At 43.5% G+C, this 23,183-nt stretch carries 15 protein-coding genes; 9 read left to right on the plus strand and 6 right to left on the minus strand.

Annotated features, from left to right (window positions below):
• Positions 1 to 282 precede the first annotated feature (282 nt).
• The 4 genes from gdhA (at position 283) to WC955_01530 (ending at position 7,263) form a co-directional block, all read left to right on the plus strand.
• Positions 283 to 1,638 carry an NADP-specific glutamate dehydrogenase gene (gene gdhA / locus WC955_01515; protein MFA5857724.1) on the plus strand — a complete coding sequence of 452 codons (1,356 nt, stop codon included), beginning with the start codon at positions 283 to 285 and terminating at the stop codon, positions 1,636 to 1,638.
• 390 nt (positions 1,639 to 2,028) lie between these two features.
• Positions 2,029 to 3,699 carry a biosynthetic-type acetolactate synthase large subunit gene (gene ilvB / locus WC955_01520; protein MFA5857725.1) on the plus strand — a complete coding sequence of 557 codons (1,671 nt, stop codon included), beginning with the start codon at positions 2,029 to 2,031 and terminating at the stop codon, positions 3,697 to 3,699.
• Positions 3,700 to 3,728: 29 nt separating this feature from the next.
• Positions 3,729 to 5,882, plus strand: coding sequence for a hypothetical protein (locus tag WC955_01525; protein MFA5857726.1), 2,154 nt, complete (start codon positions 3,729 to 3,731; stop codon positions 5,880 to 5,882).
• Between the two features lie 22 nt (positions 5,883 to 5,904).
• Positions 5,905 to 7,263 carry an MATE family efflux transporter gene (locus tag WC955_01530; GenBank protein MFA5857727.1) on the plus strand — a complete coding sequence of 453 codons (1,359 nt, stop codon included), beginning with the start codon at positions 5,905 to 5,907 and terminating at the stop codon, positions 7,261 to 7,263.
• Here the strand turns inward: WC955_01530 and WC955_01535 are convergent.
• The 3 genes from WC955_01535 to WC955_01545 form a co-directional block, all read right to left on the minus strand.
• A complete protein-coding gene (locus WC955_01535) occupies positions 7,241 to 8,017 on the minus strand; it encodes a sugar phosphate isomerase/epimerase (protein MFA5857728.1) in 777 nt (258 codons plus the stop codon). The two genes, WC955_01530 and WC955_01535, sit on opposite strands and share 23 nt — an antisense overlap.
• 264 nt (positions 8,018 to 8,281) lie before the next feature.
• Entirely contained in the window at positions 8,282 to 8,611 is a 330-nt protein-coding gene (locus WC955_01540; protein ID MFA5857729.1) for a hypothetical protein, read from the minus strand.
• A gap of 164 nt (positions 8,612 to 8,775) precedes the next feature.
• The gene (locus WC955_01545; GenBank protein MFA5857730.1) at positions 8,776 to 11,553 is read right to left on the minus strand and encodes an Ig-like domain-containing protein; all 2,778 of its coding nucleotides are present in this window, start codon (positions 11,551 to 11,553) and stop codon (positions 8,776 to 8,778) included.
• Positions 11,554 to 12,061: 508 nt separating this feature from the next.
• Between WC955_01545 and WC955_01550 the strand changes: the two genes are divergently transcribed.
• The 4 genes from WC955_01550 to WC955_01565 all read left to right on the plus strand — a co-directional run bounded on the left by WC955_01550 (position 12,062) and on the right by WC955_01565 (position 17,393).
• Positions 12,062 to 13,081, plus strand: coding sequence for a Gfo/Idh/MocA family oxidoreductase (locus WC955_01550; protein ID MFA5857731.1), 1,020 nt, complete (start codon positions 12,062 to 12,064; stop codon positions 13,079 to 13,081).
• Between the two features lie 10 nt (positions 13,082 to 13,091).
• Complete coding sequence (locus tag WC955_01555; protein ID MFA5857732.1) at positions 13,092 to 14,375, plus strand: right-handed parallel beta-helix repeat-containing protein; 1,284 nt, start codon at positions 13,092 to 13,094, stop codon at positions 14,373 to 14,375.
• 16 nt (positions 14,376 to 14,391) lie between these two features.
• On the plus strand, positions 14,392 to 16,203 hold the full coding sequence (locus WC955_01560; GenBank protein ID MFA5857733.1) for an FAD-dependent oxidoreductase: 1,812 nt from the start codon (positions 14,392 to 14,394) through the stop codon (positions 16,201 to 16,203).
• Between the two features lie 293 nt (positions 16,204 to 16,496).
• Complete coding sequence (locus tag WC955_01565; protein ID MFA5857734.1) at positions 16,497 to 17,393, plus strand: cation diffusion facilitator family transporter; 897 nt, start codon at positions 16,497 to 16,499, stop codon at positions 17,391 to 17,393.
• Between the two features lie 14 nt (positions 17,394 to 17,407).
• Here the strand turns inward: WC955_01565 and WC955_01570 are convergent, their stop codons facing one another.
• Complete coding sequence (locus WC955_01570) at positions 17,408 to 18,691, minus strand: TIGR04013 family B12-binding domain/radical SAM domain-containing protein (protein ID MFA5857735.1); 1,284 nt, start codon at positions 18,689 to 18,691, stop codon at positions 17,408 to 17,410.
• A gap of 47 nt (positions 18,692 to 18,738) precedes the next feature.
• Here WC955_01570 and WC955_01575 point away from each other — a divergent pair, with 47 nt between their 5' ends.
• On the plus strand, positions 18,739 to 20,319 hold the full coding sequence (locus WC955_01575; GenBank protein ID MFA5857736.1) for a sodium:calcium symporter: 1,581 nt from the start codon (positions 18,739 to 18,741) through the stop codon (positions 20,317 to 20,319).
• Between the two features lie 97 nt (positions 20,320 to 20,416).
• Here the strand turns inward: WC955_01575 and WC955_01580 are convergent, their stop codons facing one another.
• Both WC955_01580 and WC955_01585 read right to left on the minus strand, forming a co-directional pair.
• Positions 20,417 to 21,637, minus strand: coding sequence for an MFS transporter (locus WC955_01580; GenBank protein MFA5857737.1), 1,221 nt, complete (start codon positions 21,635 to 21,637; stop codon positions 20,417 to 20,419).
• Positions 21,634 to 23,133 carry a sulfatase gene (locus tag WC955_01585; protein ID MFA5857738.1) on the minus strand — a complete coding sequence of 500 codons (1,500 nt, stop codon included), beginning with the start codon at positions 23,131 to 23,133 and terminating at the stop codon, positions 21,634 to 21,636. Before WC955_01585 ends, WC955_01580 begins: the two co-directional genes overlap by 4 nt.
• Positions 23,134 to 23,183: the final 50 nt, after the last annotated feature.

Below are 23,183 nucleotides of genomic sequence, written 5' to 3' on the forward strand. Positions count from 1 at the left end.
TGTCGAGCGTATATCCGAAACTGGCGGGCGGTGTTGTTTTGTGTCTCCATGGGCGAAGAAAGATATTATTTTAACTCTGGTTCCTAACAAACCATTAACGCTTACCCCAAAAATGTCTTTGTGATGAAACAAAAATCTTATTGACAAAAAGTTTAGTTACTATATAGAATATCACAAAATAGTTGCATAGGTGCTGCTATTAAGATAAGTTTAGAAGACAAAGAAGTCTTTCGGAAAACAAGTGTTGGCCGAAAGGCTTTTTTTTATTCAAGGAGGAATATGATGTCAATCATTGAGGAAGTAATTGAGAAAGTAAAAGTTAAGAATCCCGCGGAACCGGAATTTCAGCAAGCAGTGAAAGAAGTTATGGAATCTTTGGATACCCTGATTCCCAAACATCCTGAGTTCAATAAAATGAAGATATATGAAAGAATCGTGGAACCGGACCGCGCGATTTATTTCAGAGTACCCTGGGTGGATGATAAAGGCGAAGTCCAGGTAAACAGAGGGTTTCGCGTACAGTTCAATAACGCTATCGGCCCTTATAAAGGCGGGTTACGGTTTCATCCTTCAGTAAATCTAAGCATCATAAAATTTCTTGGGTTTGAACAAATATTTAAGAACTCATTAACCTCTCTCCCTATGGGCGGCGGAAAAGGAGGGTCGGATTTTGACCCTAAAGGCAAATCAGATAACGAAGTTATGCGGTTCTGTTATTCATTTATGACAGAATTATACCGGCATATCGGCCCTGATACTGATGTTCCTGCAGGGGATATCGGTGTTGGAGGTAGAGAGATCGGGTATATGTATGGATGCTACAAAAAAATTGTTAATGAACACACAGGGGTGTTAACAGGAAAGGCTATGGAATTCGGCGGGAGTTTAATACGCCCCGAAGCGACCGGATACGGATTAGTATATTTCGCAGCTGAGATGCTGGCAACACGGAAAACTGATTTCAAAAACAAAATTGTGGCGATAAGCGGATCCGGCAACGTTGCGCAGTACGCCGCTGAAAAAGTTAGTCAGTTGGGCGGGAAGGTTATCACTTTATGCGACTCGGAAAGCACTATTGTTGATGAAGAAGGTATTCACGGGCCTAAGTTAGCGCACGTGCTGGAAATAAAGAATGTTAAACGCGGAAGAATTAAGGAATATACTAATAAATATAAAGCCGTTTGTTTTGAAGGCAAGAGCGTATGGGATGTAATTAAAGAAAAAGGGTTGAAGATTGACATCGCGCTTCCTTGCGCAACCCAAAACGAGATTAGTAAAGAACACGCACAGGCGTTGATAAAGAACGGCTGTCTCTGCGTAGCGGAAGGCGCAAATATGCCATGTACTTTTGATGCGGTAAAATTGTTGCAGGATAACAATGTGTTATTCGCCCCTGCAAAAGCTGCAAATGCCGGTGGTGTGGCAACTTCAGGGTTGGAAATGAGCCAAAACAGTATGCGGTTGTCCTGGACAAAAGAAGAAGTTGATCAAAAACTGCTGGGTATTATGAAAAATATACATAGTTCCTGTTTAGACGCAGCAGCGTGTTATGGCAAAAAAGGTGATTATTTATCCGGTGCAAATATTGCCGGGTTCTTAAAAGTAGCGAAGGCTATGATTTCTTACGGAGTGATATAACTCAAGCCGTTCGAAATATTATAACAACACCTTCTGGCGGTTTATCCTGCTTGAAGGTGTTGTTTATTTTTTCTCTTACAAAAATGATACTTGATAATGTTTTTTATTGACAAAAACGCGAATTGTTGCTAATAATTAATGTGATAGATAAAAACTATGTACACAAAAAGTTTGAGTTCAGTAACAATGATAGTCGTAGTAGTGGTGGCTGTACCTGTACTCGCCCTTGCGCGAGTAGGAGGTACGCCGGAGTAAGCGTTGGAGGTACATAGTTTTAGAAGAACTGAATTAATAACGTAACCCTGGTGTAAGTTCCTGAAAAGGATTTTTATCCCAGGGGTTTTTATTTCACTTAATAAATTAATAAAGAGAAAGGATGTTCATAAAACAATGAAACTTAATGGAGCACAGATTATTATTAAAACACTGGAGAAGTACGGGATCACTGTAATCCCGGGTATCCCCGGCGGAGCGAACCTGCCGTTGTACGACGCGTTATACGAAAGCCGTGTGATCCGCCACGTTCTTGCACGGCATGAACAGTCCGCAGGTTTTATCGCACAGGGGATGGCGAGGTCAACAGGGATACCGGCAGTATGTTTTGCAACTTCCGGCCCGGGCGCAACAAATCTGGTTACTGCACTTGCTGATGCGAAACTTGATTCTATCCCGATTATCGCAATCACCGGGCAAGTGCCTACTACGTTATTGGGTACCGATGCGTTCCAGGAAATTGATACGTTTGGTATGACATTACCACTGACGAAACATAACTTTCTTGTGAAATCCGCTGGGGAGCTGATGGACATCTTACCTCTTGCGTTTGAGATTGCGCAAACCGGCCGTCCAGGCCCTGTATTAATTGACATGCCAAAGGATGTGCAGACAGAAGTTATTGATATCCCGTCACTACCTGAACGATGTGATAAAAAACCGGTGAACGGCATAAAATTGCGGGTTATCTCCGCGATTGCTGAGGCTATCAATAAATCAACCCGGCCTGTTATGTATATTGGCGGGGGAGTGATACACTCCGGCAGTTACAGGCTTATCTGTCAGCTGGCAAAGAAAAACTCAATCCCCGTTACATCAACGCTTATGGGGTTAGGTGCATACCCTGCGGATGACCGGCTATCACTCGGGATGATTGGTATGCACGGATGGAAAAGCACAAATACTATTATTAATACAGCGGATTTGGTTTTGGCGTTAGGTGTACGGTTTGATGACCGTGCAACTGGTAATCTATCAAGATTCGCGCCAACTGCCAGGGTTGTGCATATAGACGTTGACGCTGCGGAGATCGGGAAGCTTAAAACTCCGGATATTTGTTTAACTGCGGATTTAGGGAAAACTTTATCTGCGCTGATACCGTTAATAACCGAAAATCAGCGGGGTGAATGGTTATCAGAAATTAGGAACCAAAGAGACAGGGATACTGGATTATCAAAAACGTATGATAAACCGTTACACCCGGTAAATATTATTAAAACGATTAACCGTTTATCCCAGAAAGATACTATTGTTACAACCGATGTAGGGCAACATCAAATGTGGGCTGCGCAAACATGGAAATTTAATACCCCTCGAGCGTTACTAACCTCCGGCGGGCTTGGGACTATGGGGTTTGGCTTACCCGCGGCGATTGGCGCGGCACTGGCAAATCCGGAGAAACAAGTTGTGTGTATTACCGGTGACGGGTCAATTTTAATGAATATCCAGGAACTTGCAACGTTAGCTGAACTGAACCTTAACATAAAAATCTTTGTGTTGAACAACGGGCACTTAGGGTTAGTGCGACAGCAGCAGGAGTTGTTTTATGACAAACACTATATCGCGTCACGGTTTGATAACCGTGTAAACTTCGCAGCAATTGCCGATGGGTTTGGTATCTCCTCATGGACATTATCCGATACTTCAAGCACTGCCGAGCTTGATAATTCTATAAAATCTGTACTGAAACCGCGGTCACCGGCATTAATCAATATCAATATCCCGGAATACGAGAATGTGCTGCCAATGGTTCCTCCCGGCGCGGGGATCGACCAGCAAATAGGGTAATATTATGTGATATAATAGTAGATTAGAGTATGGATACAAAATTTTTTTCAGCTGCACAGTCGGTATGGCCCGCAGGACAGGAGAAGGAAATGAACCTCCTCCTTGGACTCTATGGGAAGTTCGACGTACCAACAGACGGTACTTACGGGAAATATGTCCTGCTTATCACAGGTGCAACGTTTTACCGTATCTACCTTAATGGCGTGTTCCTGCATCATGGCCCTGCGCGCGGGCCGCATGGATGGCACCGTGTGGATGAACTTGATATTACTACCCGCATTGTTCCTGGGATAAACCATCTCGCAATCGAGGTTTTATCAAACAATGTTAATACCTATTATTTTGCGAATAATCAGCCGTTTATCCAGGCTGAAGTTCAACACGATTTTGTCCCGGTGTTATCCACGGGGAAAGATTTTGTTGCATATATTCTTAATCATAAGATAAAGAAAGTTTTGAGGTACAGTTTCCAGCGCGCATTCACCGAAGCGTATACGTTAACGCCTGACTCTAACACTTGGCGAACTGGAATTCCCGGTGTTTACCCTTCCACCCCATGCGCTGTGCTTGAAGAAAAACAGTATTTACCGCGACGAGTACCGCTGCCTGTATTTGAAATTGTAAAACCTATAAAACTAATTGCGGATGGGATAACTGAACGCGTAGAAGCTCCGAATAATTTACTCCAATCAATTGCAGAAAAGTCTACCGGCAAACCAAACTTTTTGTGTTATACAATGAACGACCTTGAGCTTAACCAATCACTTGAATACCAGCGGTATGCAACAAAAAAAATTGTTTTTACTGACAAAATAATAAGTAAGGTTGAGTTAACAGAAAAAAGTTTTGGGATCACCGATTTCGGGCGGATATACTCAGGTTTCATTGGCGCGGAAATTATATGCAATACCGATACCGTCCTTATGCTTACTTTTTGTGAAACACTAAGAAATAATGATATTGATCTTATGCATCCCGGTACTCTTAATATATTATATTACTCGCTTAAACCAGGGCGGTACTCAATAGAATCGTTGGAACCGTACACTTTGAAATACCTAAAATTTCTTGCGATATCCGGTACATGCTCTGTTGAAAACATGTATATCCGTGAATATACTTATCCGTTACAACCATCACAAAATCGGATGTATAAGGGTACAGACCCGGAGGTTAATACCATTTTTTCCGCTGCAGTTGAAACGTTTAAACAAAACTGTCCTGACGTGTTTATGGACTGCCCGTCAAGAGAACGCGGAGCGTGGTTATGCGACAGTTTTTTTACTGCAAGAACTGCGTACTCGCTGACAGGGAAAACTGATATTGAACAAAACTTTTTGGAGAATTATGTTTTACCCTCAAGATTCCCGCCGTTACCTACGGGCATGTTTCCTATGTGCTACCCGGCAGATCATCCAAACGGGCGGTTCATCCCGAACTGGGCATTATGGCTTGTACTGCAACTCGAAGAATACCTTAAACGCAGCGGGGATACCGCATTAATTGCGCAGTTTGAACAAAAAGTATATGCGTTGTTTGACTATTTCAAGAAATTCCTTAATTCCGACGGGTTATTAGAAAAACTTGAAAGCTGGATATTTGTGGAATGGTCCCTCTCTAATAAGTTTGTGCAGGATATAAATTATCCGTCAAATATGCTATACGCCGCAGCATTGAAGTCCGCGGGTAATTTATATAACAACCACGAGTTTCTTGCTCAAGCTGAGGAAGTAAAGAATATCATCCGTGCACAATCGTTTGACGGTACATTTTTTGTGGATAATGCGCTACGCGGTGAGGATGGTAAGCTTAACATAACAACCAACCATACTGAAACGTGTCAATACTACGCGTTCTATTTTGGTATAGCTACACCGGATACACAACCGGCTTTATGGAAAACGCTACTAAACTCTTTTGGCCCGGAACGCGATGCTAAAACTGTATATCCCGAACTTCCGCCGTCGAACTTATTGATCGGATACGTCCTTCGGATGGAACTCCTGTCAAGGTATAACGAGCATACTAAACTTATGCGTGACCTTAAACACCTTTTGCTCCCGATGGCAAATCTTACAGGAACGTTATGGGAACACGTTGACCCACGGGCAAGCTGTGACCATGCATTTGCGTCGCATGCTGCGCATATAATCCTCCGCGATTTTGGTAAGAAAGAAAAATAGTTTATTAGAAAGCAGTTGTTGTATGCAGGATTTTACTAAGGGCAGTGTGTTAAAACAGTTAACCATGTTTTCTATCCCTATGCTACTCGCAAACTTTTTTCAGGCGATCTACTCAATAATTGCCGGGATCTGGGTTGGGAGGTTAATCGGACATGAAGCATTTGCTGCGGTGTCTACTACCATGCCGGTAGTGTTCCTGGTAGTCTCCGCAATTATCGGGCTGGCAGTGGCTACAAATATACTCGTAGGGCAGGCGTTTGGTGCGAATGATAATAAGTACCTCGCTAAAGTGTTGACCAACTCGTTTATCAGTACCGGAGCTTTGTGTTTAATGCTTTCCATCCTTGGCATGATATTTACCCGTCAATTACTACGCCTTGTAAATGTACCTGAAAATATTGAAAACCTGGCATATATATTTTTGTTTATTTCTTTTGCTGGAATGCCGTTACAGTTTATCTACAACTGGTTCAGCGGAATCCTCCGCGGGCTGGGCGACGCAAAAACGCCGTTGTATCTTATTATTGTTTCAACAGTATTAAACATCGTATTAGCTCCATTGTTTATCCTCGGGCTCGGGCCTCTTCCAAAACTTGGCTTAGCAGGTGCGGCGATATCCGGGATCGTAGCTACTATAATAATGTTATTTATTGCATACTATTTTGTTCTGCAAAAACATGTGTTGCTTAATATCACAAAATGGGACTACGCACTGGATTATAGTATTATCAAAAAAATATTTGTAATAGGCATCCCCGCGTCATTACAGATGGTTATCACATCCTTAAGTGCGATACTCGTAGTATCACTGGTAAATTCGTTCGGGGTAAATACTACAGCGGCGTACGGTATCGGTGTACAGCTTAATCAGTTAACCTTTATGCCGTCAATGGCAATTGGTATGGCAATATCGTCGATAGCTGCACAAAATATCGGTGCCGGGTTGTATACCCGAGTACGGGAAACCACTAGGTTGTCAGTATTGTTTTCGGTTGGATTTGCATTATTCTTTTTTGTGATAATCTTTTCGTTCCCGAAAACTATTGCGTCAATGTTTACCACAGACGCTGAAGTCCTGGCAAAAACAGAATATTTTCTGCGGATAGTAAGTTTTAACTACTTCGCGTTTTCTATTATGTTCGCTTTACAAGGCGTTGTCCGTGCAGCAGGAGATACGATGTATATGCTTATATTTTCTATTGCAGGAATAATCATTACACAATACCCGCTGGCGTATTACCTATCTCAACACACGCCGTTAAAAGAAAACGGTATATGGATATCAATGGCAATCAGCCCACTGGTCGGGTTATCCCTTAATTATTGGTACTACAAATCAGGCCGCTGGCAAAAACAGATTATTTCAAACCCATCGCGTTGACGTTTTTTAAACTTATTGCCACGCTTTCAAACGGGTCGCGTTCACAGGCGTCCTGTTCAATGATATACCATTCCACACCAACAGTTTTGCACGCGTTAAGAATTTCCGGCCAGTTAAGGTTACCTTCCCCGATTTCTGCCATTACCTGACTCCGCGCTTTATCTTTTATCCGCATAGTCATGTCTTTTAAATGTACCTGCGGGCTGCGATTAGGAAACTTGCGTATCCACGCAGCGGGATCGCCGCCTCCGGCTGTAATCCAGTAGGTATCAATTTCAGCGGTAACATATTTCGGGTTTGTAAGCTCAAACAATATCTGAAGCCCGGTTTTCCCGTTAAAACGCTCAAGTTCAAAGTTATGATTATGATACCCCAGGATAATACCGTCTTTATGCAGTTTTTCGCCAATAACGTTTAACCGCGGAGCGAAACTTTTGAATCCTTCTTCATTCCATAATGTAACCGGCATCATCGGTACCGCAGTTAATTTTGTACCCCATAGTTTATGGTCTTCTACGGTTTTGTCGTACTCTTTCTCAAACGCATCAATGCCGTAGTGTGACGAACATGCGTATAATCCTTCTCCGTCAAGGATATTTTTGAGTTCTTTCGCATCAATCGGGCCAAGACCGGATAGTTGGACGGCTTTGTACCCGATTTTACTTACTTTCTTCATCGTAACAGCAATATCTTCCGGTGTCTTCAAAAAGTTTCTTAGCGTGTACATCTGTAACGCAACTTGTGTGTTTGCCATGTGTTTGTTAAACTCCTTCTTTGTGTTATAACTAGTAATAACCTTAAGAACTCCTAATAGTTAAAAAGTATACTACTCAAGATTGGTTATGTCAACCGTAAGTACGCCCTGGCATACCACCTGCGGGCAGTATGCCGAAGTGATAGTTTAGAGATGCATTGAAAGTATAAGTTCATATACACGGTATTTAAAGCCGTTCGCAAAACAAAATCCGTAGCTAATATTTCATAAATGATCTGGGGCTAAGTTTATTAGGTTTACACTTCAGAAAAAAGAGGATGATGACACATTATGAGCAACACCCAAATTCTTGTATGGCATAGAAGCATAATCAATAGCAATGTTTTTGAACTTTAGTCCACCGCCAAAACTTACCACAAGGTTATTGTCCCAGCCCTGTTTCACACCAGTTCTTAATACAAACATACCAAACATTGCTGCAACTCCAACTTTAATGTGCGAATTATTGTTACTTTTTTCAGCTATGTTTTGTGTGTGATCGCACATCACAACAACTTTCTTTACCAACCTATCCATTGTAAACGCGAACAATGTCCCAAGGTTCAAAGTTGTCGGTAAACAGAACTTGTACATCCTATCGCGCTATCTCTATATGTAACCTCACCAGTATCACTGACTGCTGTGCCACACTCTCCAACCGCGGATGGCGCTGCCATTGGCACGATTTTTATAAACTCCATCTCTGCACGATAATTTTGCCTTTTTCATTACATTACACATTTCAAAATACACTCTTTTTATCTCCGTTTGATTATTATACGACAAACTTTTTCCCAAGAGCTAGTTTTTATATGCACTAAATATAACCCTGAAGGTAACGTAGTGTTATCACTATCTTTCCCGTCCCACGACTCTTGATTAACTCCGGAGGAATATCGTTTTTCGTCATACTCTTTCACAAGTTCGCCTAATATATTGTATACCCGGATTTTTACTGCGCTATCGCTACCCAGGTTAAACACTATCTTCGCATTATCTTTACCCGGTTCTATCATGTTGTTCCACACAACCGCTTCGTTTTCTGACACACGATTTGCCACCACTACCAGCGTCGGGAGTGCTGGTGATGTTACTGTTATATAGTTTACTTTCGTTTTAATATTCGTCCCACCGGGCCCTGAGACTGTCAACGTAACCGTAAACGTGCCCGTACTGTTGTATGTGTGTGCCGGATTACGCTTTATGCTGCTGCTATCGTCGCCAAAGCTCCAGTCCCAACTCGTAATTGTGCCGGTAGAACTGTCTATGAACTGTACCGTTAATGGTTTGTCGCCGGTAACTATGGCGGCCGTAAAATCGGCAGTGCACGATACTGTTGCTGTGAATTTGGTAAAATTCTGATTATCCTGATTTTGGGTTAACGGGCCATACACATGATCAGCTGGTGTGTACCCCGTAGTAGATATTGTTATCATACAGTTTGTAGATATTAACCCGTTGAACTCGTAGTATCCGTTACTATCAGTTACCCGGGTATCAGATTGTTGGCTTGCGGCCCAGTTTACCTGTATCCCGTTTACTCCAATTCCATCTTTTTGTATGTACCCGCTTATGCGTAACCCGCTGCCAGTAGGCGTTAAAAAAATATTGTTAAGCATTTGTGTTGTACTGATATACTTTACTTGCATTTGTGGGTCGTACTCCGTTGCTGTTGCTGTTATCGTGTACGTCCCTGCCACTAAACCTGTGAAACTATATTGTCCGTTATTGTCGGTAACTGTGGTACCGTTCTGTAGCCCGGCAAGCGTGCATGTAGTGCCAACAACTTTTTGTAATGTTGTTACGTTGTACACACACCCGGTTATACTTCCCGTACCAGCCGCACTACCGCTGCTGAGTTTAACTACTGTTATCTCGGCATTTGCAGTTTGGTTTATTGTATCGTATGCAATAACTTTTATCTTATGTGATCCGTTAATATATTGTGTAGTGTCCCAACTCCAGCTAAACGGTGTAGTTGTGTCGGTAGATTTAGATATTTCATCTATATAGAATATTACCCTACTGATTCCTTTGTCATCGCTTGCGTTTGCTGCGATTGATACTGTTGCAGAAACTGGTGGCCCGTTTACCGGTGAAACAATGGAAACAGTAGGCGGGTCGTCTACTACAACAGTGTTGTTTACAGTAACCACGTTTTGTATTGCTGCTGTCTGTCCAGTAGTATTATACGCTACTACTTTTAATGTATGCGCACCATTACTGTACTGTGTTGTATCCCAACTCCAACTGTATGGAGCGGTTGTGTCAGTAGATTTTGAGATTCCGTCTATATAAAATATTACTTTGCTAATTCCATTATCATCGTTTGCTATCGCTGTTATCTCTACTGTTGTTGCCACTGTAGAACCATGTATTGGCGAAATAATAGATACTATAGGCAGGGTATTTGAACTTATTACTATTGATGTGGTGAAGTAGCACTGCATATCGGCATGACTCCAATCGTACATCTCTACCCAACTCACGCCGTCTGTCGCCTTTTGTCCCCGACCGTCAGGGAATGACCAGCTATTGAACCCTTTGTCCGAGCCAGAGCGAACGGGATGGGTAGTGTAAATCGTACTCACTGCGGCAGAGAGCGTTAGGGTATATGTGGAACCATTGGCAAGGGTGTGAGAGCTGGGGAAGTCGTCTCCGACCCACACGGCCCCGCCGTCGTCCCCACCGGGGGCCGTAATAGGAACGCCACTGGCCGCGATTGTAAACTCATCAAGAATAACGCCATCTTGGGCCAAGGCAACATATAGAGGGTCGGTTCCAGAAGTGCGCCGAACCCTTACATAAGCGCCCGTGACCGTGCGGCTTCCACCCGACACCGTAAAGAGTTCTCTGGCCTTTCCGTTGCCAGATCCACCGATGGTGGTATAACGGTCAATCATTGCTTCATAATAGGCATTTCCGCTGTGAAGGCCGTTACCATAGGTAATGTCACAAACCGGGGTGTAGCCCCCCTCAATCGAACCCCATGCGCCAGTCGTGTCCAGAATTCCAAAGTCTGCATCTGCCCACATCGGCTGACGTGGAGTGATGTAGTTGTAACAGTATACGTGATTGATAGATATGTAATTGCTAGTACTTGGATTAGTAAATACGATATAGTAAAAATTACCAACCGTAAGCGTTGGAGATCCGGTCAAGGATGTGTTGACGTAAGTCTCCCAATGCCCCCCCGGGTTTCCTCCAGCCCATGTTCCAGACGCAAGGCTTGTTCCCGAGGGATGGCCACTGCCGTCGTCGGCCTGGAGACTAACCGTTATCGTTCCACCTGTCCCTAAAGAATAAACCGGCCCGCCGCGTTGTACCCAGCGCACATAGGTAACAGTAGACGGTGTAATGGCTTTGAACCTGATCGCAGTCTTCCGCCCGGCCTCACCGACAGGAATGTTGGCCTTGGTATCAAAACCAAGGCCCGGACCATATACGAAATCGTATGCAAAAATAGTAGGACAAAAAAGTGTAGTTCCAAATACTGCTATTGACAAGATTTGTAAAATTTTAAATGTTATTTTCATTTTTAATTCGGAATCTTCCATTTACCCTCTAATAAAGAAAGTTTTCCCCTGACATACCGACTTTTCATTAAACTATACCACAATCTTGCTCATTTATTCACAAAAAAATCATCAATATTTCATTCCTTTATAACAAAACTTTATTTCCCTGACAGATTTACCAGTACCATGCCTCTTGTCTTCCAGATATTCTCCTGCTATCTTTGTCAGCCCTAACTGCTCATCCAGTTCTCTTATCGCTATCAATCCGCCATTTGATGTTATCTTCGCTCCCTTGAATCCTACCTTCAGTTTTCGGTTAAATCCCTCTCGAAATATCTATTTTTCGTTTCACCCATCGGGTATCTTCTTTTCCCATCCTATTTTGTCAATATTATGGACGAGAAACAGCTTTTTTCAACATAAATATTATTTTTATTTGAGGAATGCAGGATTAAGATGTTGTGTTATAATAATTAATATTGGGTAATAACAGGTTATTACTAAAAAGACGTTAAGGAGTAAAAAAATGGCTGTAAACACGGGAAAGTTGAAAGTAGTATTACTCGGTTGCGGGGGTATTATGGGCGCGCATATGAAACGGATAAAAACCCTACCTGATATCAATATTGCCGGTTTGTGCGATGTTAAAGAAGAAACTGTGAAGAGTTTTTATACTAAACATTTAACGGATACTGCGCATAAACCGCAATACTTTACTGATCCCGGAAAAATGTATGCCGAGTTAAAACCGGCCGCTGTGTTTATAGCTACCCCGCATACTCAACATTACACACAATGCGTGCAGGCGTTAGAAGCCGGATGTCATGTATTCGTAGAGAAACCCATGGTAACCTCTCTTACTGATGCGTATGACCTGGAGAAAAAGGTGAGGGAAACCGGTAAAATCCTTGTCATCGGATACAATACTCCATGCAGCGGTAAGTTTTTCTATTTACGTTCACTCATCCGTGAAAATAAGTTTGGCAAGCTCGAGCTAGTGAATGGCTTTATCTCGCAGGGCTGGATGAGGGCAACAACCGGTATGTGGAGACAAGAACCGTCTCTTTCAGGCGGGGGACAGGCGTACGATTCCGGTGCGCATTTATTCAATAGCCTGTGCTGGTCAGTGGAATCCGATGTAGACGAAGTGTTTGCTTTTGTTGATAACCACGGCACTAAGGTGGATATCAATAGTGTATGTTCTATAAAGTTTGCAAATGGCGTGCTTGCAAACATTACTATCGGCGGTAACTGCCCCGCCCCAGCGGGAAGGTTTATGACATTCATTTTTGATAATGGCCGTGTGGAAATTGACGGGTGGGGTGCCGGGTGGATACGAGTATGGGACGGAGATAAACCGGTAGAAACCCCGCCGATAACACCTGAGATGGAAGCTGGGCACGTGACAGTAAATTTTGTGAACTCTATCCTTGGAAAAGCACAACCGCGGACGTCACCGAGGAACGGTATTATCCAAAGCCAGTTAATGGACGCTATTTACGAATCCCAGCGTACTGGCAAAACCGCACGGCCACAACGCGGGTAAGGAATACCTAATGAAAAACAAATTAAAACAAATCTGGTTACTGGCAACAATTATAATATTTTTCTTATCCGAAACGAAAGGATTTGCGATAATGAATGATATGATCAACGTCTGCGATGTTGGCGCAAAGGGTGATGGATTGACCGACGATACCACAGCGTTTATCGACGCTGTAGTAAAAGGACAAACCGAGGGGAAACACGTATATGTCCCTCGCGGTAGGTATGTTATCTCAAAAACAATTAATCTAAAAAATATTGTACTAAGCGGTCCGGACGGCGGTGCGTGGCCTTCTGATATTGAGTCCTTACCGTCAATCCTACCTGTGCATACAGACAGCCCGGCATTTAATCTCTCCGCTGGAAGTTCGTTACGCGGTATTGATATTTCGTATCCAAAACCAGGTAAGGCAGTTAAGGAGATAAAACCCCGACCCGCAGCAATCGTTGTTAGTGGTATTGGTGTGTTTATCAGCAACCTGCGGATACGTTACGCATGGGATGGTATCATTGCAGATGGAAAAAGTAATGTCGGACGGTTAAACATTGAAAACGTGTTTATGGCAGGAATCCAGAATATTGGCGTACGGATGACCGGCACGTGGGATGTTCCTCATTTAAGTAATATTGAAGTATGGAATAGCGGTAATAATCAATTCGTACTGCAAAACGGTACCGGCTTTCTTCTTGGCAGGAACGATCTTATGCGGATGACAGACTGTTTTGCGTACGGTATGCGGTACGGTTTTTTGTTTCAGGATAGTATTGATGACTGCAAAATCAAGGGGGGCACCTGGGGCGTGATGAACGGCTGTTCTTCCGACTTTTGTATTAATGGCATAGTTATCCAGGGCTCACACCGATTGTCGATCAGTGGCGGGTTGTTTATGAATCACAAAGAATGTTTGGTTATTGACAGCACAAAAGCTAAAATCCGGGTTTCGTGTTGCGAACTAAAAACTAACGGCGCACCGGCCGTATACGTTAAAAATACCGCGCATTTATTGTTAAACGGCTGTACTATCATGCGTGATATGAAAGCACATAAGTTTCCCGCTGTACTGCTTGAAGGGGGAGATACGGTTTTAACCGGGAATAGTATTGAGTCAACATATACAGGGATTGAAATTAAGCCCGGCGTGCGTAACGTCCTTATCCAGGGGAATATTATACAAGCACCTGAAAATATACAGGTGGTGATAGACAAAAACACGGAATCTAAAGTAGTCAGTACGAACAATATAACTCGTTCACCGAAATATTTGCCTTCTACAGAACCGGCTACGCAAGAATAATAAAAGGATTTTATCAATGAAATTATTAAATGTGTTAGCGTTAAGCCGCTTTGCTCTTAGTTTCCTAATTATTGCAGCGGTGCGCTCTCCGGTCTTGGTCGCGGGGGAGAACAAACAAAGCGAACTTCTGGTTGAAACAGAAAGTTTTCAAACCAAAGGCGGGTGGGTGGTTGACCCGCAGTTTGTTGAACAAATGGGTTCTCCTTACCTTTTAGCTCACGGGTTGGGTATATCGGTAGCAAATGCGAAGACTGAAGTCAGGTTTCCTTCCACCGGCAAGTTTTTCGTGTGGGCACACACAAAAAACTGGGCACCTGGGCAGTGGGACGCGCCGGGACGGTTCAAACTTATCATCAACGGTGTTGAACTCCCAACTGTACTGGGCACTGCGGAAAAAGATAACTGGTTCTGGCAGTACGCCGGCGAAGTTGAGATCAAAGACATCGCAGCAAAAATTGAGCTAGCAGACTTAACCGGTTTTGACGGGCGGTGTGACGCAATCTATTTTTGCACAACAAAACAAGCTCCACCGGAGAATTTAAAAGAACTATTGGTTTGGCGGAACGCGTTGATCCCGGGTATACAGAACATTGAAATACATAACGAATACGACGTTGTTATCATTGGCGGCGGAATCGCGGGCTGTGCCGCAGCGATTGCTGCTGCGGAACAAGGGCTTAACGTTGCGCTGATACACGACCGCCCGGTGCTCGGGGGTAACGCCAGTGAAGAAGTGCGGGTACACACTTCCGGAATTACCGGTAACGCTGACCGAATTATATCCGGACTAAACACAAAAGACTGGAAAAACGGTTCGCCACAGGCAAAACAAGACGACCTCAAACGCCATAAAACCGTTGAGTCACACAAAAACATACATTTATACCTCAACTACCGCGCGTTTGCAGTTGATACATACAGTAATACTATTAAGTCCGTTGATGCTAAACATGTTGAATCTGGGAAACCCGTACGTTTTGTATCACCATTTTTTATTGACTGCACCGGCGACGGATGGATTGGTTACTGGGCGGGTGCGGAATATATGTACGGCCGTGAACCCGCAGCGAAGTATAACGAATCGTGGGATGTACAAGGCGATTTCTGGAGCCCCGTAGAAGGCGATAACCGTGTAATGGGCTCATCGCTTCTCTGGCGGTCGACTGACACTATAAATCCAGCACAGTTTCCGGATGTTCCATGGGCAACCATTATTGCAGGAACTAATACAGCGGTAAAGGGCGATTGGAATTACGAATATTCGAGTAATGATGTTCACCAGGTTGACGACGCGGAGTTTATAAGAGACCATTTGTTACGCGGTATCTACGGCACATTTTCTAACGCAAAAAAGGTGCCCGTTAACGCTAACCGCAAACTCGAATGGGTTGGGTATATTCTAGGCAAACGCGAATCACGCAGGCTAGTGGGGGATTATATTTTTACGTTTAACGACATCCGCGAACTACGCGAGTTCCCTGATACTGTAGTTATAGAAAGACGGCCGGTTGACGTGCATCACCAGAGAATACTGAAGGACCCAGCATACCCCGATTTTTTGTCAAAAGCGGTATTTTTCAAAGTTAAACAGTATAACGTCCCGTACCGGAGTTTGTATTCAAAAAATATTACCAACCTCTTTATGGCAGGACGGTGTTTCAGTTGTACGCATATCGCGCTTGGCGGGCCAAGAGTAATGAATACAACCGGGCAGATGGGAGTAGCGGTAGGATATGCCGCGTCGTTGTGCAAAAAATATAAGACCACTCCCCGCGGAATATACCAACAATATATTGAAGAACTCAAAACGCTGATCAGTAAAAACTAGGTGCGCGTACCGCAGTTGAAAGTACTTGACACAAAAATACGGGTTTAGTTAAAATATTAGTATTAGGAGCAGGCGATCCCGGGACGGTTCAAGTAAAACTAACCGCCCGCGCGGTGGGGCTGGGACTCAGGCAGTTGAAGTCGTCGAAAGGCTTCGCTGCCGTCAGCAGAAGTTTGATACTGTAAAATAATAGATTGACGGTACAAAAATCTGTGGGACCTAAAATATAAAGGTTTTAGGTAACACAGGTTTTTTTGTTTAGCAACATCGGAAAGTGATAAGGATTATTACGTATGAACAAGCAACAGGCAGCGTACATATCTATAATATCGAACTCGTTATTGATCGCGTTAAAAGTTGTAGCAGGTATTATGATGGGGTCAGTCAGTGTAATATCGGAAGCTATACATTCCTGTAATGATTTAATTGCTAGTATAGTCGCATTTTTTTCTATAAAAAAAGCGCTTGTCCCAGCGGATGAAGACCATGCGTTCGGTCATGGGAAGTATGAGAATGTTTCCGGCGCGTTTGAAGCCATACTTATCTTTATCGCAGCGGTGATGATCATAAACGAAGCGGTAAAAAAATTTGCGCACGGTACAAAACTTGAGAACCTGGATGCCGGTATTATTGTTATGATGATATCTGCAATAGTAAATTATTTCGTTGCTCAAACGCTGTTTAAGGTATCAAAAAAAACTGACTCAATTGCGTTGGAAGCTGATGCGTGGCACCTGTGGACTGACGTTATAACTTCCGCCGGTGTTATGAGCGGCCTTATAGTTATTAAGTTTTCCGGATGGGCAATTCTTGATCCGATCATCGCGATCCTTGTTGCGCTGATCATTATAAAAGCTGCGGTTGAGCTCACAATAAAATCGCTGAAAGACCTTGTGGATAAAAGTTTGCCCCAGGATGAAATTGACCGGATAAAACAAACACTGGATAAATTCACGGAGATCGTGTCTTACCACAAACTACGTACACGTAAATCCGGTGACCGTCGCGAGATCGATGTTCACCTGCAATTACCCAAGAATACCTCATTAAGTAAAGCACATGACTTATGTTTCCGCGTAGAATCAGCAGTCAAACAATGTTTAACCAATGCTCATATTGTTATACACGTAGAACCCGATGACCATAAACGTCATGTGATGGAAGATAAACATCCCGGGGATAACGATTAATCAGTCAGAAGGATTTACACTTTACGTTGATGCATCCACTCGCCGTACAGTACACCCTTGGCGGTTAACCGGTTAATCAGTGCCTGTACTTTCGGTACTATTATGCCGGTGGGATACTTCGCAAATGGTGTCTGGGGTAACGGCATAAACGTATGGGCATGCACTCTTGCACCAAGCTGTACGATATCATCAATAACTTTTAGCGTATCATCAATATCTTTCTCTGTTTCTTCAGGCAGGCCGAATATAAAATCTACGTTTGGTGTTAACCCTGCAGTAACTGTTGTTTTCACAGCGTTAATAACATCGCTTACCGTATGCCCCCGGCGGCAGAGTTCCAGCATTCTCCCGCTGCCCGTTTGCGCGCCAATCACGAGATTATCGTTATCCGTATACTTTTTTATCATCCCAACAGTTTTGTTATTAACATTCTCCGGCCGGACTTCCGAAGGGAAGGTACCAAAAAATATTTTACCGCGCGGTTTTAGTATTCTATACAGTTCGGATAACAGGAGTTCTATCTGTGGATAATTGATTGTAATACCGTCAGTGGAACCGTACATAAACGCGTCCGGGGTTACCGCCCTAAAACTAGTAAGCCCTCGGGAAAACATTATTTGTTCTGCTTCAATAATATTATTTACACTACGATGCCGGAGTGTTCGCCCGAATATATACGACGCCTGGCAGTACGCGCATCCGTGTACGCACCCGCGGGTAATTTCCAGGGGGCCGTACTTTCTGTGTCCCGCAGCAATACCAGGGTATTCGTCAAGACAAATATTATCCTCTTGCCCGGTGAACACAACATCTCTGTCATCCCCGATATATGCAATACCTTTAACGTTCTTCCATTTGCTACCTCGGTTGATACTGTCCAATACTTCAACTACTACGCGTTCACCTTCGCCGATACACGCGATATCCGCTCCGGCACGAAGGATGTCTTCTGGTAAACCGGTAACATGCGCCCCGCCAGCGAGAATGGTTACGCGTTCGCCGTATAACTGCCGTACTTTACGGATAATAAACCTAACCTGTACCGCCTGGATGGTATGTACAGAAATAAGGAACACGGCATGCCGGCAGGTTTTCAGTACATTATCTAAACACATAAGCGCAGAGCCGTAAGCTTCAGGGAAAAATAATGGGATCCCCATTAACTGCGGAGCAGCCTCTACTGCGCCGGCTAATGCGTGAATACTGTAACGGTTAGTTCTATAATAATAAAATATTGCCGCAACTGCGGTTGGAAAACTTATATTTTCGTTTGAACGCGCACTACCACTTTTTTTCATATCGTAGTATAATATACCAAAAATTGGTGAATACAAAAGGATAAATTATGAACCAACCTGTAAAACAACGCGAATCGTGGGCTACACGTATAGGAATAATAATGGCGGTTGCAGGCAGCGCTATAGGGCTTGGCAATTTCCTGCGTTTTCCTGTGCAGGCTGCACAGAACGGCGGCGGAGCGTTTATGATCCCGTACTTCGTATCATTTTTATTACTTGGCCTGCCGTTAATGTGGATTGAATGGACCATCGGACGGTTTGGTGGCGGGTTCGGGCACGGAACAGCACCCGGGATTTTTCATTCAATGTGGTCAAAAAACAGGTTCATAAAATATTTTGGCGTTATCGGTATTTTTGGCCCGATTGTAATATTTATTTATTACACCTATATCGAATCATGGTTATTAGGCTACGCGTTTTTTGCGTTAACCGGCAAACTCGCGGGAATTACTGACCAGCAAACAATGCAGTCCTTTCTTTCAGGTTATCAGGGGATTGTCAGTAACGCGCATTTTAGCGGCCTTGGATGGGCGTACCTCTTTTTTGTTATAACATTTGTATTAAATATTTCTGTAATATACTACGGTATAACAAAAGGGATTGAAAAGTTGTGTAATATCGCGGTACCCACATTACTTATTTGCGGGATAATACTCGCAGCACGGGTATTAACTCTTGGCGCGCCGGTAGCGGGACAATCGGGGTGGACAATAAACAACGGGCTCGGGTTTTTGTGGAACCCGGACTTCAGTAAATTATTGGACGCAAAAACCTGGCTTGCTGCGGCGGGACAAATATTTTTTACATTATCCGTTGGGATAGGTGTTATACTAACCTATGCGAGTTATCTTTCAAAAAACCAGGATGTTGCGTTATCCGGCCTTTCCTCCGCAATGTCAAACGAGTTTGCGGAAGTTGTCCTTGGGGGAAGTATTGTTATCCCCGCAGCGTTTGCGTTTTTTGGCCCGCAGGAGATCGTTAATATCGCGAAAAGCGGATCGTTCAACCTCGGGTTTGTAACAATGCCGCTTATATTTAACCAAATACCGTTTGGCATGTTCTTTGCTTTTATATGGTTTCTCCTGTTATTCCTCTCAGGTATTACGTCAAGTATATCACTTGCTCAACCGGCAGTTGCGTTTCTTGAAGATGAGTTTGAACTAAATAAAATTGATGCCACCACGATCTTCGGGATAATAACTTTTGTTTTATGCCAGCCCGCGATATTTATGCTGGGTAACGGTGTTGTAGACGAACTTGACTTCTGGGGAGGAACATATTTTCTTGTATTATTCGGCACGATAGAAGCGATCCTTTTCTCCTGGGTGTTTGGAATAGATAAAGCGTGGGAGGAAATGCATACCGGCGCGGAGATAAAAATTCCAAAGATTTATAAGTTTATCATAAAATATATAACCCCCGCGGTACTCATAATAATCCTTGCTGCGTGGACAATACAATACGCTGTCCCCACACTGTTTATGGACGGTATCTCTGCTGCGAACCGCCCGGCGGTGTTGTATACACGGATATTACTGGTAACACTTTTTGCAATACTGGTTATACTTGTACGCCAAGCGTGGAAAACACGGTATTGTCCGAATAAAGAAAAGGGGATACGGATATGAATACCCTTGGCTGGATATTTATGTTGTTAAGTTGGGGAATAATAGTTGTTACTCTTTTATATTGCCTGGTAAAAGTGTTAGCCCCTAAAAAGTAAGGTTAAGTACCCGGCACTACTTCTCCTGTTTTTTCTTTTACAAACATTAGCAGGAATGCTGAAAGTAATGCCATGCCGGCACCAAAAGAAAATGCAACTACGACACCGTATTTTTGCCATAATAAGCCCATAAGTAAACTTGAGGGCAGTGCTCCAATCCCGATTGCAAAATTGTATACTCCATACGCCGACCCACGCACTTCTTTTTTTACAAGATCAGCAACAAACGCTTTCTCCGTAGATTCGGTCAGCCCAAAAAAGAAACCGTACACCGCGAAGAGAAGCCAAATATGTAACGGTGTCTTCGCGAATGCAAAACCAAGATACACAAGGAAATATATTATCCATCCGGCTGTAACAACCTTTTTCCTACCGATTTTGTCTGATATCATCCCGCCGGGGGTTGAGCTAAGCATTTTTACGATATGAAGCAGTATCCATAGCAATGGAAGCGCGGCGGTATCGATCCCCATATCTTTAGCACGAAGAATTAAGAACGCATCCGACGAATTTCCTAAAGTAAAAACGAATACTACAAATAAATATGTCTTAAAGTTTTTATCAAAAATGTTTAACTGCAGTTTAAGAGGTTCTTTCGCGCATACGGTGGAATCTGCGTTTTTTTCTTTTACCAAGAATATGACTACAAACACCGCTGCTATTGCGGGTATAAATGATAGCACAAAAATTGTTCTGTAATCCTTGATTACATACGCTAATAACAACGCAGCTATTGCCGGGCCGACTATCGCACCGGCATGATCCATTGCGCGATGGAACCCAAACGCCTTACCTTTTTCTTCAGGATCACAGGTGTCGGCAATCAAAGCATCACGCGGGGCTGTACGTATACCCTTACCCACCCTGTCTGCAAACCTGACAAACAGGACATGCCAAGGGTATATGGCAAAAGCAACCATCGGCCTTATAACCGATGAGATCCCGTACCCGAATGATACAAATACTTTTCGTTTATTTAACTTATCCGAAACCCACCCGGTGATGAGTTTCAGGATACTGGCAGTACTTTCAGCAACGCCTTCAACCAGGCCTACGAACGAAAGCGGTGCTTTTAGTACCGTAGTAAGAAATACCGGGAGCAAAGGGTATATCATCTCGCTGCTCACATCGGTAAAGAAACTTACCAGGCCAATAAAAAAAATGTTTTTTGGAAACCCGAATATTTTCTTTTCCTGCCGCATCTTTTTGTGTTCCTCTTTCATTTATGTTTTTGCTCAGAGGATTGTGAAACAACAGATGTAACAAATTCCTGAGGATGCCGCTTTTTGAGTTCGGTGATATACTTCCCGCGGCCGGTTTCTTCGAGGTACTTGCAATATCTTAACAAATAACCACGTGCATGCAACGGCCCGCCTTCTTCTAATACAGTTTCCATTGGATCTATATTATCAGTATTACTTTTCATCATCTCATCCCGCCATTCCTGCAGGTACCGCGCTCCGGTTGCGCAGATATTCGTATGTTCCTTCGCCATATCTTTAGTTTCATGCGGGTCTGTTTTTATATTAAACAACATTTCGTTCGGGAACAGATGGTATCCGTCATGCCATGTGCGGATGTACATCCAGTCGCCAAACCGTACTCCGCGCTGGCATACATGCGCGTTCTGGCTTACTACGACATACTCTCTCCCACAGCTTTTGCCGTTTTTTAGGACAGATAAATAACTCTTACCGTCCCACCGGTTTGATACCGGTTGGTTTAATACCTCAGCTAATGTCGGGAGTAAATCTATGTTGTAATACAACCCATCGTCTTTAATTTTCTTTTTTGTGCCGGGAAGTTTAATTACCATCGGTATCCGGCAGGTATTATAATCCGCGGTTGCGTGTTCAGAACACAAACCAAGCTCACCAAGGTTTTCTCCGTGGTCAGAACTTATAATAATCATTGTATCCTCAAGTACGCCCTGGGTTTTTAAATTGTTAAGAATTAATCCTGTGTAATAATCCGCATAATGCACTCCACAGTCATAAAGGCTGACTAAACGCTTGTATTCTTCTAAATTCGATACTTCACCCGGATGATTAGGCCATTGCTTCTTTGTTTTATTGTCAAACATACTAATTTCACGGAATCCGTGCGGGTGTGGTTCACTACGGAATTTATCCAGCATTTCCTGGGTTAACCATTCCGGTGCGGGAACGTCTTTAAAAGGGTTACCATAACTTTCCGGAGTACGGTACGGTGTATGAGGGTCCCATAGGTGGACCATTAAATACCAATCATCGTTTTTTGCGTTATCATCCAGCCATTTCAGTGCGGTAGGAATAATTTCATCCGCGCGTTCAAGCCCGCCATTACCGGTATCATGTAATTCATTTAACCCTGCGGTATACCAGTACGCGCTATGCCGTCCGGGGAACGGGCTTATCAACGCTGTGTATAACCCTGCGTTTTTCAGCATACCAAATAATCCGTCGGTATAAAGGAGATCACGGAACCCGCGGGAGGGGCCGTCCCATTTAAGTTCCGCAGTTGTCCCTCCGTGGTTCACAACACCGTTGTGTATCCCAAACCGCCCTGTCATTAATGCTGCTCGAGAGGGTAGACACGGCGCATCGGTGCAATAATAGTTTGTAAACGTAACACCCTCGGCTGCGAGTTTATCAATATTCGGCGATGTTTGGCGTTGGTAACCATAACACCCTAAATGGTCCGGGCGTAGTGTGTCTATATCGATATACAATATCCGCATTTTAGAAAACATTTCCTCCTTTTATCCTTGCCTACAAAAATTATATCAAA

It is taken from the genome of Elusimicrobiota bacterium, assembly GCA_041658405.1.
GTDB lineage: Bacteria > Elusimicrobiota > UBA5214 > JBBAAG01 > JBBAAG01 > JBBAAG01.